The organism is Dryocola clanedunensis subsp. sulfonylureivorans, assembly GCF_016756775.1.
Lineage (GTDB): Bacteria > Pseudomonadota > Gammaproteobacteria > Enterobacterales > Enterobacteriaceae > Dryocola > Dryocola clanedunensis.
This window is the reverse complement of sequence record NZ_JAERMU010000021.1, coordinates 23,106-40,623: the sequence shown is the minus strand read 5'-3', so window position 1 is coordinate 40,623 and position 17,518 is coordinate 23,106. Positions and strand designations below refer to the sequence as shown.

The following is a 17,518-nucleotide window of genomic DNA, read 5'->3' as shown; positions in this document are numbered from 1 at the left end:
AGCAGGTCGGATAAGCGTTAGCGCCATCCGACACGGGCATTACACTTCCAGGTAGTTCAGGATCCCGTCAGCCGCTTTGCGGCCTTCGGCAATCGCCGTTACCACCAGGTCCGAACCACGAACCGCATCGCCACCGGCGAAGATTTTCGGGTTGCTGGTCTGGAACGGGTTATCGCTGCCTTCCGGTGCCAGAATACGGCCCTGGCTGTCCAGCTCAACGCTGTGCTTTTCAAGCCACTGCATGCTGTGCGGACGGAAGCCAAACGCCATGATAACCGCATCGGCTGGAACCACGTGTTCAGAACCGGCAACGATTTCCGGGCGACGGCGGCCGTTGGCATCCGGAGCGCCCAGCTCTGTACGAGCGAACTTCACGCCGGACACGCGACCATTGGCATTGATTTCCACGCCCAGCGGCTGAGCGTTGAACTGGAACTCAACGCCTTCTTCACGCGCGTTTTTCACTTCGCGTCTGGAGCCCGGCATGTTCTCTTCGTCGCGACGATAAGCACAGATAACGTGCGATGCGCCCTGACGAACGGAAGTCCGCACGCAGTCCATTGCGGTATCACCACCGCCAAGAACGACCACGCGTTTACCTTCCATATTCACATACGGCTCTTCAACAGTTTCACCGAAGCCCATCATTTGTTTGGTGTTGGCAATGAGGAACGGCAGGGCGTCGTAAACGCCTGGCGCATCTTCATTCTCTAAACCACCGCGCATTGACTGGTAGGTGCCCACGCCCAGGAAGACGGAATCAAACTCGCTCAGCAGGTCGTCGATTTGGACATCGCGGCCCACTTCGGTGTTCAGTTTGAATTCAATGCCCATACCGCTGAAGATTTCGCGGCGCTTGGTCATCACCTCTTTCTCCAGCTTGAAGGCCGGGATGCCGAAAGTCAGCAGGCCGCCGATTTCCGGATGACGGTCATAAACCACCGCCTTGACGCCGTTGCGCGTCAGCACGTCAGCACAGGCCAGCCCGGCAGGGCCAGCACCGATGATTGCCACACGCTTACCGGTTTGCTTCACACCTGTCAGGTCTGGTTTCCAGCCCATTTCAAGCGCTTTATCATTGATATACCGCTCGATGTTGCCGATGGTCACGGCACCGAACTCATCGTTCAGGGTGCAGGAACCTTCGCACAGACGATCCTGTGGACAAACGCGACCGCACACTTCCGGCAGGCTGTTTGTCTGGTGAGACAGTTCAGCCGCTTCAATAATGCGCCCTTCGTTCGCCAGCTTCAGCCAGTTTGGAATGTAGTTATGAACCGGGCATTTCCATTCGCAGTACGGGTTGCCGCAGGACAGGCAGCGGTCTGCCTGTGCCTTGGCCTGGCCTTCTGAGAACGGCTCGTAAATTTCCACAAATTCAATTTTACGGATCTTTAGCGGTTTCTTTGGCGGATCAACACGCTGTAAGTCGATAAATTGATATACGTTTTGACTCATCGTGACCTCTTACTGCGCCTGCACCCGCAGCTCGGCTGCGGAACGACTGCGGTGACCCAACAATGCTTTGACATCACTGGACTTCGGTTTAACCAACATGAATTTCGGCGCAAAGGCCGGCCAGTTTGCCAGAATCTCTTCGCCGCGCTGTGAACCCGTCAGCTGCACGTGCTCGGTAATCATGCCGCGCAGGTGCTCCTCGTGGATGGCCAGCTCTTCAACATTGAGCAGCTCAACCAGTTCAGGGTTAACACGCTTGCGGAAATCGCCGTCTTCGTCGAGCACGTAGGCGAAACCGCCCGTCATACCTGCGCCGAAGTTCACCCCGGTTTTACCGATGATGCAGACGATGCCGCCCGTCATGTATTCACAACCGTTGTCGCCAATGCCTTCCACTACGGTGATAGCACCGGAGTTACGCACCGCGAAACGCTCACCCGCATGGCCGGACGCATACAGCTTGCCGCCGGTTGCGCCGTACAGGCAGGTGTTACCGATAATTGTCGCTTCATGGCTACGGAATGCGGAGCCAACCGGCGGACGAATGGAGATAAGCCCACCCGCCATACCTTTGCCGACGTAGTCGTTGGCATCACCGGTCAGGTGCAGCTCAACGCCGCCTGCGTTCCAGACGCCGAAGCTCTGTCCTGCGGTTCCGCTGAAGTGTGCTTTGATCGGATCGGCTGCCAGCCCTTGGTCGCCATGGTGCTGAGCGATGTACCCGGAGAGCATTGCACCGACTGAACGGTCAGTGTTGCGGATATCGAACCAGAACGTTTTGCTCTGCTTGTTATCCACATATTGCTGCGCCTGGCCCAACAGCTGAGCGTTCAAATCGCCTTTATCGAACGGCGGGTTGTGCTCTGTGCAGTACACCGCTTTACCCGGCATCGGTTCAGCCGTTTTCAGCAGGTTAGAAAGGTCCAGGTTCTGCTGTTTGGCGGTGAACCCGTCCAGCTCTTTGAGCAGGTCGGTACGGCCAATCAGATCAACCAGACGCTTCACGCCCAGCTGCGCCATCAGTTCACGCGTTTCACGGGCGATGAAGTCAAAGTAGTTTGTTACTTTGAACGGCAGACCGTGATAGTGATTCTTACGCAGCTTTTCGTCCTGGGTTGCAACGCCCGTTGCACAGTTGTTCAGGTGGCAAATACGCAGGTATTTACAGCCCAGCGCAACCATTGGTCCGGTGCCGAAGCCGAAGCTTTCCGCGCCCAGAATCGCCGCTTTGATGATATCGAGGCCGGTTTTCAGGCCGCCGTCCACCTGCAGACGGATCTTATGGCGCAGACCGTTAGCCACCAGCGCCTGCTGGGTTTCCACCAGGCCCAGCTCCCACGGGCAGCCCGCGTATTTCACGGAGGAGAGCGGGCTTGCGCCTGTGCCGCCGTCGTAGCCTGCGATGGTGATCAGGTCCGCGTAGGCTTTCGCCACGCCGGTTGCGATAGTGCCGACGCCCGGTTCTGAAACCAGCTTCACGGAGATCATCGCCTTCGGGTTGACCTGTTTGAGGTCAAAAATCAGCTGCGCCAGATCTTCGATAGAGTAGATATCGTGGTGCGGCGGAGGCGAAATCAGCGTCACGCCCGGTACGGAATAACGCAGCTTGGCGATATACGGGGTCACTTTGTCACCCGGTAACTGACCGCCTTCGCCAGGTTTCGCACCCTGGGCAACTTTAATCTGGATAACGTCGGCGTTGACCAGATAAGCCGGGGTCACGCCAAAGCGGCCGGAAGCCACCTGCTTGATGCGGGAAACTTTGTTGGTGCCGTAACGCGCCGGGTCTTCGCCACCTTCGCCAGAGTTGGAGTTCCCGCCGATGCTGTTCATCGCCTCTGCCAGAGACTCATGCGCTTCCGGGCTTAACGCGCCGATAGACATGGCGGCAGTATCGAAGCGTTTGAACAGCTCGGTTGCCGGCTCCACGTCTTCAATGCGGACGCTCTCACCCTGAGGGGCCAGCGCCAGCATATCGCGCAGTGTGGCCACCGGGCGTTCGTTCACCAGCTTCGCATAGTCCTGATAATCTTTGTACTCGCCGCTGTTCACCGCTTTTTGCAGCGTCTGCACAACGTCCGGGTTGTAGGCGTGGTATTCGCCACCGTGGACGAACTTCAGCTGACCACCCTGATCCAGCGGTTTGCGGACCAGCCACGCGCGTTTGGAGAGGTTAAGCAGGTCCTGCTGGAAGTCGTTGAAGCCTGCGCCGCCGATACGGCTGACAACCCCCTGGAAGCACAGCTCAGAAACTTCTTTGTGCAGGCCGACGGCTTCGAACAGCTTCGAGCAACGGTAAGAGGCGATAGTCGAGATGCCCATTTTGGACATGATCTTGTACAGACCCTTGTTGATGCCGTTGCGATAGTTCTGCATCACGGTACGGTAGCTCTTGTCCAGCGCGCGGGTATCGACCAGACGAGCCAGCGATTCGTACGCCAGATACGGGTAGATTGCCGTTGCGCCGAAGCCCAGCAGAACCGCGAAGTGATGCGGATCACGGGCGCTTGCGGTTTCAACAATGATGTTGGCGTCGCAGCGCAGGTTCTTTTCAACCAGGCGAGTCTGGATCGCGCCCACCGCCATCGGAGCCGGAACCGGCAGACGATTTTTGGCGATGTTACGGTCAGACAGCACCAGCAGGACGGTGCCGTTGCGCACCATGCGTTCAGCTTCATCGCACAAGGCGCTGACGGTTTCGTGCAGCGACTTCTCGGTGACATCGTAGGTGATGTCCAGCGTGTCGGCGCGATAGTACTCTTCGTCCAGAGTGGTCAGCTGCTGGAAATCGGACCACAGCAGAATCGGCGATTTAAAGCTCAGGCGGTGCGCCTGGCCTTCTGCTTCACAGAAGACGTTCATTTCACGGCCGATGCTGGTGGCCAGCGACATCACGTGCGCTTCGCGCAGCGGATCGATTGGCGGGTTAGTCACCTGCGCAAACTGCTGACGGAAGTAGTCGTAAATAATACGTGGCTGGCTGGAAAGCACGGCAAACGGGGTATCGTCACCCATTGAACCGACCGCTTCCTGGCCGTTCTCACCCAGCACGTGCAGGATAGAATCCAGCTCTTCCGCGCTGTAGTTAAACTGCTTCTGATAGCTTGCCAGCGTGTCGTCGTCCATCACGCGTGTACCGACTTCTTCATCCGGCAGATCTTCAAACGGCACCAGGCGGCGTACGTTGTTTTCCATCCACTCTTTATACGGGTGACGGCTTTTCAGCTCTTCATCGGTCTCCGCAGAGTGCAGGATACGGCCAATACGGGTGTCGATAACCATCAGCTCGCCCGGGCCAACGCGGCCTTTCTCCACCACTTCGTCAGGCTGGTAATCCCAGATACCGACTTCCGAGGCACAGGTGATGAGCTTGTCTTTGGTGATAACGTAGCGGGCAGGACGCAGACCGTTACGGTCCAGGTTACAGGCCGCGAAACGTCCGTCGGACATGACGATACCGGCCGGGCCGTCCCACGGCTCCATGTGCATGGAGTTAAAGTCGAAGAACGCGCGCAGTTCCGGATCCATGTTCGGGTTGTTCTGCCAGGCTGGCGGAACCAGCAGGCGCATGGCGCGCACGATGTCCATGCCGCCTGCCAGCAGCAGCTCCAGCATGTTATCCATTGAGCTTGAGTCGGAGCCCGTTTCGTTAACGAACGGCGCGGCATCATGCAGATCCGGGATCAGCGGGGTCTGGAACTTATAGGTACGGGCGCGAGCCCACTGGCGGTTACCGGTAATGGTGTTGATTTCACCGTTGTGCGCCAGATAGCGGAACGGCTGAGCCAGCGGCCAGCGTGGGACGGTGTTGGTGGAGAAGCGCTGGTGGAAAAGGCAAATGGCCGATTCCAGACGCAGGTCTGCGAGGTCCAGGTAGAAGCGCGGCAGGTCAGCCGGCATACACAGACCTTTATAGATGTTCACCAGATTGGACAGGCTACAAACGTAGAAGTCTTTATCCTGGATGCGTTTCTCAATGCGACGGCGGGCGATGAACAGGCGGCGTTCCATATCGCGCGGACGCCAGCCAGCCGGGGCATTCACAAAAATTTGTTCGATGCGAGGCTTAGAGGAGAGGGCGATTTCACCGAGCACGTCTTCATTAGTGGGCACTTCGCGCCAGCCAACAATCGACAGCGTCTCGTTTTGCAGCTCTTCTTCAACGATACGGCGGCTTGCAGAGGCAAGCGCATCATCTTTATTCAGGAAAATCATGCCGACGGCATAGTTCTTAGCCAGACGCCAGCCACGTTCTTCCGCAACGATACGGAAGAAACGATCGGGTTTCTGTAACAGCAGCCCGCAACCGTCACCGGTTTTACCATCGGCAAGAATCGCGCCACGGTGCTGCATTCGGGCCAGTGCGTGAATAGCAGTACGCACTACCTTGTGGCTAGGTTCGCCTTCTATGTGGGCGATCAGGCCGAAACCACAGTTATCCTTCTCAAGGGATTTATCGTACAACATATCAGTGAACCTCCCCAGGCTCTACGTGACTCACTCCAGGACCGCTGCGCACGGGCGTAAAAAGGGCATGGCGACGGGGTTTTGCGCGTCATACGCTGACCTCGCGTGTCGCCCTCTTAATTGACCTTTGCATCGGTTTCACAAGTGTTGAGGACTTGCTTTAGAGGGAATCTAAATTACTGCATAAATATGACGGGCACAGCGCCCATCCAGAAAGCTTCCAGCGGATTTCCAACTTATCGGGAAAGCGTACCCAGGTCAAATGTCCTTCTTATTTATGTCTGAATCGACTAAAGCGAAGTTAACATAATGATAATGAATGACTTGTTGGGTTTTTAGATGCACCTGGCGTGCCGGAGAACGAGGCGGGTTATGTGATCTCTCTCACTGTCTGAAAGGCAGCGAAATTCCAGACCATGCTGGCAGTTGTAAATTTACCAGCATGTTATGCTGCATTTTGTATTCACCGCACTGCATGACACTGTTTTTCACCGCAGGCGATATTCTTTAAAAAGAAGCTCGCAGTATAAGGAAAAGTAATCATCTGCATAGTGCGTAGAGTTGCACTAATCGTGAATGGTTATTCAATAGTTAAAGCTGCGCCAGTACGCTTGATCCAGGTCATCGCGTCGTGATGCAGAAAATGGCAGGCTACGTCCCTTTCTCGGGCCGGCCCAACAGATTATGCAGTTACAGAAATTAGTCAATATGTTTGGTGGGGATCTCTCTCGCCGCTATGGGCACAAAGTTCATAAACTCTCCCTCCACGGGGGCTTTAGCTGCCCGAACCGCGACGGCACCATTGGCCGTGGTGGATGCACTTTCTGCAATGTGGCCTCCTTTGCCGATGAAACCCAGCAGCACAAGTCGATAGCCGACCAGCTCGTCCATCAGGCGAAGCTCGCGGACCGCGCCCAGCACTATCTTGCGTATTTTCAGGCCTATACCAGCACCTGGGCGGAAGTTCAGGTGCTGCGCTCGATGTATCAGGAGGCGGTGACGCAGACAAACATTGTCGGACTGTGCGTTGGCACCCGCCCGGACTGCGTGCCGGAAAGCGTGCTTGATTTGCTAAGTGAATACCATGACCGGGGCTATGAGGTCTGGCTGGAGCTGGGGCTACAGACGGCGCACGACAAAACCCTGCACCGTATTAATCGCGGCCATGACTTCGCCTGCTATCAGGAAACCACCCGTCGTGCACGTCTGCGTGGGCTAAAAGTATGCAGTCATCTTATCGTCGGGTTGCCGGGCGAAGGCCAGGCGCACTGCATGGACACGCTGGAGAAGGTCGTGGAAACAGGGGTGGACGGCATCAAGCTTCATCCGCTGCATATTGTTGAGGGCAGCACTATGGCGAAGAGCTGGCAGGCGGGGCGTTTGCAGGGGATCGAACTGCAAGAATATGCTGTAACCGCAGGGGAAATGATCCGCCATACACCGCTGGACGTCGTCTATCATCGAATTTCCGCCAATGCGCGCCGTCCGACCCTGCTGGCGCCCCTTTGGTGCGAGAACCGCTGGGCTGGCATGGCGGCCATCGACAAATATTTGCAGGAGTTTGGCCCCCAGGGCTCCGGGCTGAATACACCCTGGGATCCCACTCTCGTCTTGTAATTCCTGAGCGCCACGTCTTTTTGCGGTATATTTAGCGCATTGTTGGCGAGGGAAACGTTTCATGAAGCAAATCCGGTTACTGGCGCAGTACTACGTTGATTTAATGGTGAAGCTGGGGTTAGTGCGCTTCTCCCTGCTGTTGGCTTCGGCCCTGGTGGTACTGGCGATCATCGTGCAGATGGCTGTCACCATGCTGCTGCGCGGCGAGGTCGAAAGTATTGATGTGGTGCGCTCGATATTCTTCGGCTTGCTTATCACGCCCTGGGCGGTCTACTTCCTCTCTGTTGTTGTCGAACAGCTTGAAGAGTCGCGGCAGCGGTTGTCCAGACTGGTCGAGAAGCTTGAAGAGATGCGTGAGCGTGACCTGAAGCTCAATGTTCAGCTGAAGGACAATATCGCCCAGCTTAATCAGGAAATTTCCGACCGTAAAAAGGCCGAAGACGAACGTCAGACCATGCTCGAGCAGCTCAAAGTGGAGATGCAGGAGCGTGAAGAGACCCAAATCCTGCTGGAGCAGCAGTCCTCTTTCCTGCGCTCTTTTCTGGACGCCTCTCCGGATCTGGTTTTCTACCGTAATGAAGACAAGGAGTTTTCCGGCTGTAACCGCGCCATGGAGCTGCTGACCGGCAAAAGCGAGAAACAGCTGGTGAGCCTGAAACCGCAGGATGTTTACTCTCCGGAAGCGGCACAGAAAGTTATCGAAACCGACGAGAAGGTCTTCCGCCACAATGTGTCGCTGACGTATGAGCAGTGGTTGGATTATCCTGACGGACGCAAAGCCTGCTTTGAAATCCGTAAGGTGCCTTATTACGACCGCGTGGGTAAACGCCATGGCCTGATGGGCTTTGGGCGCGATATTACCGAACGTAAGCGCTACCAGGACGCGTTAGAGCGAGCCAGCCGGGATAAGACCACCTTCATCTCTACCATCAGCCACGAGCTGCGCACGCCGCTTAACGGCATCGTTGGCTTAAGTCGTATCCTGCTTGATACCGAGCTGAATGCCGAGCAGACCAACTATCTGAAAACCATCCACGTTTCGGCCATCACGCTGGGCAATATCTTCAACGATATTATCGATATGGACAAGCTTGAGCGCCATAAAGTGCAGCTGGATAACCAGCAGGTGGATTTCACCAGCTTCCTGGCCGATCTGGAGAACCTCTCCGGGCTACAGGCGCAGCAGAAAGGCCTGCGCTTTGTGATGGAGCCGACTCTCCCGCTGCCGCATAAAGTGGTGACCGACGGCACCCGCCTGCGCCAGATCCTCTGGAATCTCATCAGCAACGCCGTGAAATTTACCCCGAAAGACGGACAGGTCACGGTGCGCGTGCGGTATGAAAACGAAAATCAGCTGCGCTTTGAGGTGCAGGATTCTGGAATCGGCATCCCGCAGAACGAGCAGGACAAAATCTTCGCGATGTATTACCAGGTGAAAGACAGCAAGGGCGGCAAGCCTGCCACAGGCACCGGCATTGGCCTGGCTGTCTCCCGCCGTCTGGCGAAAAGCATGGGTGGCGATATCACTGTCAATAGCGAACCGGGCCAGGGGGCGCTGTTCGCTCTTACCGTACAGGCTCCTCGCGTAGCGGAAGAAGTGGAGGATACTTTAGACGATGACGATATGCCGCTGCCTGCGCTACATGTTCTGCTGGTGGAAGATATCGAACTGAACGTGATTGTTGCCCGCTCGGTGCTTGAGAAACTTGGCAACAGCGTCGACGTGGCCATGACGGGCAAAGAGGCGCTGGAGAAGTTCACCCCCGGTGAATACGATCTGGTCCTGCTGGACATTCAGCTGCCGGACATGACAGGGCTGGATATCTCCAGGGAGCTTAATGTCCGCTTTGCCAAAGAGGATTTGCCGCCGCTGGTGGCGCTGACGGCAAACGTGCTGAAAGACAAAAAAGAGTATCTGAATGCTGGAATGGATGATGTGCTCAGCAAGCCGCTGGCGGTGCCGGCGCTGATGGCGGTCATCCAGAAATTCTGGGATAACCAACAGTCTGACCTCAAAAAGGAACCTGTAATGACTCAAGTTGACAGCAGCAAGCAGCAGGCGTTACTCGATATACCCATGCTCGAACAGTACATGGAACTGGTAGGACCGAAGCTGATTACTGATGGCTTAGTCATGTTTGAAAAGATGATGCCGGACTATTTAAACATTCTGGATTCCAACATGACCGCCCGCGACACGAAAGGTGTGGTGGAAGAGGGGCACAAAATTAAAGGGGCGGCAGGCTCGGTGGGATTACGCCATCTGCAGCAGGTTGCCCAGCAAATCCAGTCGCCGGATTTACCCGCCTGGTCCGATAACGTCGGAGAATGGATTGAAGAGCTGAAACAAGAGTGGCAGCACGACGTGGATGTGCTCAGAGCCTGGGTGGCAGCTAATACCAAAAAATGACCCCGGATAAACCGGGGTGCGCGAATACTGCGCCAACACCAGGGAAACCTGGAGGCTGCGCTGAGTTTTTATAGGTGGTTATCAGGCTGCGCAGCCTGCAATTAGCGGGATGCTCAGCAATTAAGATAGCAAACCATAAAGATTTTGTTACATGAACCAGTAAAATGTGTGAACCATAGCGGCCAAATTATTATTGCTGATACTGCTTGCCGCATGACGAAAAGGAATGACCAAATGAAGAGAGTTGGAGTGGTGCTCAGCGGTTGCGGCGTCTATGACGGCAGCGAAATCCATGAGGCGGTGATTACGCTTCTGGCGCTCGCCAGAGCAGGGGCTGAAGCGGTCTGTTTTGCGCCCGACAAACCTCAGGCAGATGTCATTAATCATCTGGCAAACGAACCGGCTATAGAAGGGCGTAATGTTCTGGTTGAAGCGGCGCGTATTACCCGTGGCGTGATAGCTCCGCTGGCAAAAGCCGATGCCAGTCAGCTCGATGCGCTGATTGTGCCGGGTGGCTTTGGGGCAGCGAAGAACCTCAGTAATTTTGCCTCCAGCGGCACACAGTGCCTGGTGGACAGCGAGCTGCGGCGTCTGGCGCGGGAACTTCACGCCCAGGGCAAACCGCTGGGCTTTATCTGTATCGCCCCTGCGATGCTGCCGAAAATCCTGGACATGCCCGTGCGTCTGACAATCGGCACGGATATCGATCTTGCCGAGATGCTCGAAGAGATGGGTGCGGAGCACGTGCCTTGTCCGGTGGCGGATATCGTGGTTGATGAAGAGCACAAGGTTGTCACCACCCCGGCCTACATGCTGGCTACACGTATCGATGAAGCAGCCACGGGCATTGAGAAACTTGTTTCGCGCGTACTGGATCTTTGCGAATGAGAAAAGGGCGTCTTACTGTTTGGGCGAAGATAAAACGTTGGGTCCTGCGTGTCGTGCTGGCTCTTGCCGGATTATGGATTGCGGGCATCCTGCTGTTTAGCTTCCTTCCCGTCCCGTTTTCCGCGGTGATGGCTGAGCGGCAGCTTGGCGCCTGGCTGACGGGTGATTTCAGCTATGTGGCCCATTCAGACTGGGTGAGCATGGATGAGATCTCTCCGTGGATGCCGCTTGCGGTGATGGCTGCCGAAGACCAGAAGTTCCCGGATCACTGGGGCTTTGACATGGCTTCTATCGAAAAGGCCATTTCGCACAGCGAGCGCAAAGAGACCCGCATTCGCGGCGCGTCCACGCTCTCTCAGCAGACCGCGAAAAATCTCTTCTTATGGGATGGGCGCAGCTGGGTGCGCAAAGGTCTGGAGGCTGGGCTAACGCTGGGGATGGAGGTGGTGTGGACGAAACGCCGGATCCTGACCGTCTACCTGAACATCGCGGAATTTGGAGAAGGGACGTTCGGTGTGGAAGCCGCCGCGCAGCGTTATTTCCACAAGCCCGCGAGCCGTTTAACCGCTTCGGAAGCTGCTCTGCTTGCTGCCGTGCTGCCTAATCCAATCCGTTTTAAAGCGAATGCGCCTTCCGGCTATGTCGGCCAGCGTCAGCAGTGGATTTTAAGGCAGATGCGCCAGCTGGGTGGGGAGTCGTTCCTGACGCAGCATAATTTGAAATGATTTAGTCTTCGTCAAAACCGGCGTTGAACAGCGCAACAACCGCTGCCAGCGCCTGCTCTTCCTGCGGGCCGGTGACCTCTACTTCGATCTGCCCGCCCTTCGCTGAATCCAGCATCAGCAGCGCAATCACGCTGCTGGCTTCCGCCTCGGTGCCCGCTTCATTGCGCAGCATCACTTCTGCATCAAAGCTTTGCACCAGCTCAAACAGCTTCATGGCCGGGCGCGCGTGCATGCCCAGCTTATTGGTGATCTCAACGGTATGTTTTACGGTCATGTTTTACGTTTTTCCAGCGTACGATGACGAGACTGAACGTTCTTACCGCGCGAGCGGAAGTAGTCGGCCAACTGCTCGGCAATGTAGACCGAGCGGTGCTTACCACCGGTACAACCGATAGCCACCGTCAGGTAGCTGCGGTTATTGGTTTCCAGCATCGGTAACCATAGCTCAAGGTAGCTACGGGTCTGGTAGATAAAATTGTGTACTTCTGTGTGCCTGTCGAGGAACGCCGCCACCGGGCGGTCCAGGCCGGTCATCGGACGCAGCTTCGGATCCCAGTGCGGGTTCGGCAGGAAGCGCACGTCAAACACGTAGTCGGCATCAATGGGGATACCGTGCTTGAAGCCGAAGGATTCGAAGACCATCGTCAGTTCGCGCTCGCGTTTGCCCAGCAGTCGGGTGCGGAGCATTTCCGCCAGTTCGTGCACGGACATCTCGGAGGTATCGATGATGAGATCGGCACGGGACTTGAGCGGTTCTAGCAGGTCGCTCTCTTCGTCGATAGCGCTTTCAAGCGACAGATTCTTGCTGGAAAGAGGGTGCAGACGGCGGGTATCGCTATAGCGGCGGATTAACGTGTTGCGGTCCGCATCCAGGAACAGCAGCTGCGGGGAGAAGGCGTCCGGCAGGTTAGTCATCGCCTGTTCGAAAATCTCCGGGTTTTCCGGCATGTTTCGCACGTCGATGCTCACTGCCGCAGAGATTTGCCGCTCTGCGAGCGTTTTCGCCAGTTCCGGCAGCAGCACCACAGGCAGGTTATCGACACAGTAGAATCCCATATCTTCCAGTGCGCGCAAGGCTACCGACTTCCCTGAACCAGAGCGGCCGCTGACAATCATCAGCACCATGTCATTATTCTCCCGAGATACCAGGCGGTGACAATATCGTCTGTGCCGCCAGATTATTCACTTTCACTACCCTGTTCTGATTCGGTAATGATCTGATAAAGCTCTTCATCACTTTGGGCGCTGCGCAGGCGACGGCAGATGGTTTTATCCGCCAGGCGCTTGGCCACCAGCGAAAGCGTGTGCAGATGCGTTTTGGTCTGATCGGCCGGCACCAGCAGGGCAAAAAGCAGATCGACAGGTTGATTGTCTATCGCATCGAAAGCGATAGGCGTCTCCAGCTGAACAAACACGCCAACGGCACGCAGAGTATCTTCTTCAAGCTTACCGTGAGGAATGGCGATGCCATTGCCGATACCGGTACTGCCCATACGCTCGCGGGTTAGCACGGCTTCGAAGACGACCTGCGGCGGCAGACCAAGCTGCTTTGCCGCCAGTTCGCTGATGATTTCCAGAGCGCGTTTCTTGCTCTGGCAATGCACACCACTGCGGGTACATTCCTGGTTCAGGACATGACTAAGTTGTAGAGCGGAATCGTTGTTCATCATAATTTCACCTAAGCACCCTGTTATGCTAACGGCTCGTTACCACGGGATAACGAGCCGTCGAGGCGCAAACAGATACTCGGAGTATCAGTGTTGTTTTAGTTTATCTTTATGTTTAGTTAACTGGCGAGCCAGTTTATCGATCAGGCCGTCAATGGCCGCATACATATCCTGCCCTTCGGCACTGGCATGTAGCTCGCCCCCGTTAACATGGAGCGTAGCATCCGCCAGATGGGTGACCTTTTCTACTTTTAAAACAATATACACCTGATTGATGCGTTCGAAGTACTGCTCCAGTTTGGCAAACTTCGCATTCACAAAATCGCGCAGTGCGTCCGTGATCTCGACGTTTTGTCCTGTGATGTTGAGCTGCATAGTGTCTTCCTTATCAGTAGAGTCAGACCAGTTGTTTACGCTGGTTTGACGGTGGTATGGATAAAGACTCTCGGTACTTCGCAACAGTGCGGCGTGCGACCATAATGCCTTGATCTGAAAGCATAGTCGTTAACTTGCTATCACTAAGGGGTTTCGCGGGATTTTCCGCCGCAATTAACTTCTTCACCAGCGCACGGATGGCCGTAGAGGAGGCTTCGCCGCCGCCTTCGGTATTCACATGGCTTGAGAAGAAATATTTCAGTTCAAAAATGCCACGCGGGCTGTGGAGATACTTCTGCGTGGTGACACGTGAGATGGTGGATTCATGCATTTCCACGGCCTGAGCAATATCTGCCAGTACCATCGGCCGCATGTGCTCTTCGCCATGCTCAAAGAAACCTTGCTGCTGCTCGACGATACAACGGCTGACGCGCAGCAGGGTATCGTTGCGGCTCTCGAGGCTCTTAATCAGCCATTTCGCTTCCTGCAGATTACTGCGGATATACTGCGAATCACTGTCGTTACGGCCGCTGTTGCCCAGCGCGGCGTACTGCTGGTTTATTTTCAGGCGTGGAATGCTATCTGAATTGAGCTCGACGGTCCAATGGCCCTGGAGCTTACGCACCAGCACGTCGGGAATGACGTATTCCGGCTCGCCGGTCTGGATAGACTGGCCGGGGCGCGGGTCAAGAGACTGGATCAGGCTCATGGCCTCTTTCAGCACGTCTTCTTTCAGACGCGTGACGCGCATCAGGCTGCGGAAATCATGATTAGCCAGCAGGTCGAGATGCTCGCTGACGATTAAGCGGGCTTCATTCAGCCACGGTGTCTCTTTGGCATACTGGGAGAGCTGTACCAGCAGACAGTCCCGCAGATCGCGGGCCGCCACGCCAACAGGGTCAAAACGCTGAATGCGCTTGAGGACGACCTCCACCTCATCAAGGGTGATTTCGTCATCGCCCATGCTTTCCAGAATCTCTTCGAGGGAGACGGTGAGGTAGCCCGTTTCATCAACGGCGTCGACAATCGAGGTGGCAATAGCCGTGTCGGTATCAGAGAACGGCGTCAGATCCACCTGCCACATCAGATAATCCTGAAGGGACTGGGTAGTTTCACCCTGGTAAACCGGGAGCTCGTCGTCGCTATAGTCGGAACCCGCGCCTGAAGGCGAGCCCGCCGTGTAGATTTCGTCCCAGCTGGTATCCAGCGGGAGCTCTTCCGGCATCTCTTTTTGTTCAAGCGCATCGCGAATGTCCAGCGCTTCATCTTCGCGGGCTTCCTGCGCGTCAATTTCCTCATGCGGGTCGGTTTGCTCAAGCAGTGGATTATTCTCCAGTGCCTGTTGAAGTTCCTGCTGTAGCTCCAGCGTCGACAATTGCAGCAGACGAATAGCCTGCTGCAGCTGCGGAGTCATAGCAAGTTGTTGGCTGAGCCGTAACTGCAAACCTTGCTTCATATTCAGAGCGAACTTCCCCACATGTTTAGGTTTATGCGGCCTACCCTATCAGAGTCTGAACTCTTCGCCCAGATAGACACGCTTAACATGTTCGTCTTCAAGGATTTCACCCGGCGTACCGTGGGCGATTAAATGGCCCTGGCTGACGATGTAAGCGCGTTCACAAACCGCGAGGGTTTCACGCACGTTGTGGTCAGTTATCAGCACGCCGAGGCCGCTGTCGCGCAGGTGTTCGATGATTCGCTTGATGTCGATAACGGAAATCGGATCGACGCCCGCAAAAGGTTCATCCAGCAAAATAAATTTTGGATTAGCGGCTAAGGCACGAGCGATTTCCACACGGCGACGTTCACCGCCGGACAGAGACTGACCGAGGCTGTTACGCAGATGCTCAATGTGGAACTCCTCCATCAGCTCGTTCGCGCGATCGTCGCGCTGTTCGCTGGTCAGGTCATCGCGGATCTGCAGGACGGCCATCAGGTTATCGAACACGCTCAGACGACGAAAAATGGAGGCTTCCTGTGGAAGATAGCCGATACCACGGCGGGCACGGGCGTGCAGCGGCAGCATACTGATATCTTCATCATCAATGATGATATTACCCGCATCGCGCGACACGATACCGACGACCATATAAAACGTCGTGGTTTTGCCCGCACCGTTAGGGCCCAGCAGGCCGACAATTTCGCCGGATTTCACGGTCAGACTAACGTCTTCCACCACGCGACGGCCTTTGTAGGCTTTGGCGAGATTTTTCGCAATTAAAGTTGCCATAACGAATTAGTTACTCTTTTTAGGGGCCGGTGCAGGTGCCGCCTTGCCATCTTTGTTCTGCAATTGCGAAGGCACCAGAATGGTGGTCACGCGCTTACCTTTGTCGCTAAAGGCCTGCATTTTTTGCTCTTTAACGAGATAGGTAATTTTGTCGCCTTTAATATTGCTGTCGAGCTGTTCGAGGAACGCATCCCCCGTCAGCACCACAAAGTCGTTTTGCAGTTCATAATGCATTTTGGAGGCGTGGCCTTTGACCGGTTTGCCGTTATCCTGCATCTGGTAAAACGTTGCCGGCTTACCAAAGCCGTCAATGACTTCTTTACCCTGTTCACCGCCAGGACGGGTGACCACGACCTTGTCGGCGTTAATCTTGATACTGCCCTGGGTGACGATAACGTTACCGGTAAAGGTGACAATATTGCCCTGCATATCCAGAGACTGCTGATCGGATTCAATATGAATGGGCTTCTCGGTATCACCGGTCAGCGCAAGGGCCGAAAAACTGGCGGCCAAAAGCGTGCTGCTCAGAACTAAATTAAGGCTGAGTTTGTTTATTCTGGATTTCATAGGATGTTCTAACCTTTTCAATCAGCTGGGCGTTTTTGCTGCGTAAGTTCCCGCGCATTTTCAGGCCGCTGGAGTTAAAGCTCGTACCATACAGCGTCACTAAATCATCAGAGGCAACATCCTGAGTGATTAAGTTAACCTGCGCATTATCGGTCGTAATCTTGCGTAACTGGGAGTCCGGTGTCAGGGCTGTCAGCACGACGTTTCCGTACAGATAAAGCATCCTGTCATTGGTTAGTTTGGCGCGATCTGCCCGTAATGACCAGGTAGCTACTTTATTTTCATCGTACTGTGTCATTACGGGTTTGGTGAACCACGAGATAGCCGTGTCTGAGAAATACTCGACATGTTCGGCAATCAGGCGATAAGTCAACGCTCCTTCAGGGTTGTAGACAACCGTGGTGGAATGTTCGCTTTTATACGTTGGCTCGTTGGTTGCCGTCGTGGGTGCCGCAACATCGTCTTTATCGACCAGGTTAATGCCAATCAGCACCAGCGCTAAAAGCGACAGCAGGATGATAACCCAACGCCTGGTTTTACTCATATGGACAGCCCTTTGGCTTCATCAAGTTTTCCTTGTGCCAGTAACAGCAGGTCGCAGACTTCCCGTACGGCACCACGTCCGCCTTCGATACGGGTAACGTAATCCGCGCGCGGCGTCAGTAATGGGTGAGCATCGGCAACCGCCACGCTCAGCGCAACTTCAGCCATCACCGGCCAGTCGATAAGGTCGTCACCAACATAGGCCACTTGTTCAGGCGAGAGGGCGAGTTTATCCAACAGGTCACGAAAAGCCAGCAGCTTATCGGATTGTCCCTGATAAAGATGGGTAATACCTAATGTCTCGCAGCGATCCTCAAGCAATTTTGCTTTGCGGCCGGTAATTATAGCGACTTCAATACCGGAGGTGAGGGCGCAACGGATCCCATACCCATCCCGCACGTTAAAGGCTTTCAGCTCTTCGCCGCTGTTACCCATGTAGATCAGGCCGTCCGACATGACGCCGTCGACATCCAGTATAAGCAGGCGCACGTTAGCGGCCCGCTCCATCACGCGTGCACTCACAGGCCCATAGCAAGTATTGAGTGACGCTTCAGGGTTACTCATTGATTCT

General features: G+C 55.3%; 15 protein-coding genes. 4 read left to right on the top strand and 11 right to left on the bottom strand.

Annotation, left to right across the window (positions count from 1 at the left end):
• Positions 1–39 precede the first annotated feature (39 nt).
• Positions 40–1,458 carry a glutamate synthase small subunit gene (locus HYQ67_RS18860; RefSeq protein ID WP_202306145.1) on the bottom strand — a complete coding sequence of 473 codons (1,419 nt, stop codon included), beginning with the start codon at positions 1,456–1,458 and terminating at the stop codon, positions 40–42.
• Positions 1,459–1,467: 9 nt separating this feature from the next.
• Positions 1,468–5,925, bottom strand: coding sequence for a glutamate synthase large subunit (gene gltB / locus HYQ67_RS18855; RefSeq protein WP_202306143.1), 4,458 nt, complete (start codon positions 5,923–5,925; stop codon positions 1,468–1,470).
• A 684-nt stretch (positions 5,926–6,609) separates the two neighbouring features.
• Here gltB and mnmL point away from each other — a divergent pair.
• The 4 genes from mnmL to mtgA all read left to right on the top strand — a co-directional run bounded on the left by mnmL (position 6,610) and on the right by mtgA (position 11,565).
• Positions 6,610–7,542, top strand: a complete 933-nt coding sequence (gene mnmL, locus HYQ67_RS18850; RefSeq protein ID WP_202306141.1) for a tRNA modification radical SAM protein MnmL/YtqA — start codon at positions 6,610–6,612, stop codon at positions 7,540–7,542.
• 61 nt (positions 7,543–7,603) lie between these two features.
• Entirely contained in the window at positions 7,604–9,952 is a 2,349-nt protein-coding gene (gene arcB, locus HYQ67_RS18845) for an aerobic respiration two-component sensor histidine kinase ArcB (protein ID WP_202306139.1), read from the top strand.
• Positions 9,953–10,186: 234 nt separating this feature from the next.
• Positions 10,187–10,840 carry an isoprenoid biosynthesis glyoxalase ElbB gene (gene elbB / locus HYQ67_RS18840; protein WP_202306137.1) on the top strand — a complete coding sequence of 218 codons (654 nt, stop codon included), beginning with the start codon at positions 10,187–10,189 and terminating at the stop codon, positions 10,838–10,840.
• Positions 10,837–11,565, top strand: coding sequence for a monofunctional biosynthetic peptidoglycan transglycosylase (gene mtgA, locus HYQ67_RS18835; protein WP_202306135.1), 729 nt, complete (start codon positions 10,837–10,839; stop codon positions 11,563–11,565). The genes elbB and mtgA overlap by 4 nt, the downstream gene beginning before the upstream one ends.
• 1 nt (position 11,566) lies before the next feature.
• Here the strand turns inward: mtgA and npr are convergent, their stop codons facing one another.
• The 9 genes from npr to kdsC all read right to left on the bottom strand — a co-directional run bounded on the left by npr (position 11,567) and on the right by kdsC (position 17,511).
• Positions 11,567–11,839, bottom strand: a complete 273-nt coding sequence (npr, locus tag HYQ67_RS18830) for a PTS phosphocarrier protein NPr (protein ID WP_202306127.1) — start codon at positions 11,837–11,839, stop codon at positions 11,567–11,569.
• The gene (gene rapZ / locus HYQ67_RS18825; RefSeq protein ID WP_202306125.1) at positions 11,836–12,690 is read right to left on the bottom strand and encodes an RNase adapter RapZ; all 855 of its coding nucleotides are present in this window, start codon (positions 12,688–12,690) and stop codon (positions 11,836–11,838) included. The genes npr and rapZ overlap by 4 nt, the downstream gene beginning before the upstream one ends.
• A 53-nt stretch (positions 12,691–12,743) precedes the next feature.
• The gene (ptsN, locus tag HYQ67_RS18820) at positions 12,744–13,235 is read right to left on the bottom strand and encodes a PTS IIA-like nitrogen regulatory protein PtsN (protein WP_202306123.1); all 492 of its coding nucleotides are present in this window, start codon (positions 13,233–13,235) and stop codon (positions 12,744–12,746) included.
• 84 nt (positions 13,236–13,319) lie between these two features.
• On the bottom strand, positions 13,320–13,607 hold the full coding sequence (hpf, locus tag HYQ67_RS18815; protein ID WP_121266403.1) for a ribosome hibernation promoting factor: 288 nt from the start codon (positions 13,605–13,607) through the stop codon (positions 13,320–13,322).
• Positions 13,608–13,629: 22 nt separating this feature from the next.
• Positions 13,630–15,063 (bottom strand): RNA polymerase factor sigma-54, encoded by a 1,434-nt coding sequence (gene rpoN / locus HYQ67_RS18810; RefSeq protein WP_202306121.1) that lies wholly within the window; start codon positions 15,061–15,063, stop codon positions 13,630–13,632.
• Positions 15,064–15,111: 48 nt separating this feature from the next.
• Positions 15,112–15,837 carry an LPS export ABC transporter ATP-binding protein gene (gene lptB, locus HYQ67_RS18805; protein ID WP_202306120.1) on the bottom strand — a complete coding sequence of 242 codons (726 nt, stop codon included), beginning with the start codon at positions 15,835–15,837 and terminating at the stop codon, positions 15,112–15,114.
• Positions 15,838–15,843: 6 nt separating this feature from the next.
• Positions 15,844–16,404 carry a lipopolysaccharide ABC transporter substrate-binding protein LptA gene (lptA, locus tag HYQ67_RS18800; RefSeq protein WP_202306118.1) on the bottom strand — a complete coding sequence of 187 codons (561 nt, stop codon included), beginning with the start codon at positions 16,402–16,404 and terminating at the stop codon, positions 15,844–15,846.
• The gene (lptC, locus tag HYQ67_RS18795; protein WP_202306110.1) at positions 16,373–16,948 is read right to left on the bottom strand and encodes an LPS export ABC transporter periplasmic protein LptC; all 576 of its coding nucleotides are present in this window, start codon (positions 16,946–16,948) and stop codon (positions 16,373–16,375) included. The genes lptA and lptC overlap by 32 nt, the downstream gene beginning before the upstream one ends.
• On the bottom strand, positions 16,945–17,511 hold the full coding sequence (gene kdsC, locus HYQ67_RS18790; RefSeq protein WP_202306108.1) for a 3-deoxy-manno-octulosonate-8-phosphatase KdsC: 567 nt from the start codon (positions 17,509–17,511) through the stop codon (positions 16,945–16,947). The genes lptC and kdsC overlap by 4 nt, the downstream gene beginning before the upstream one ends.
• Positions 17,512–17,518 lie beyond the last annotated feature (7 nt).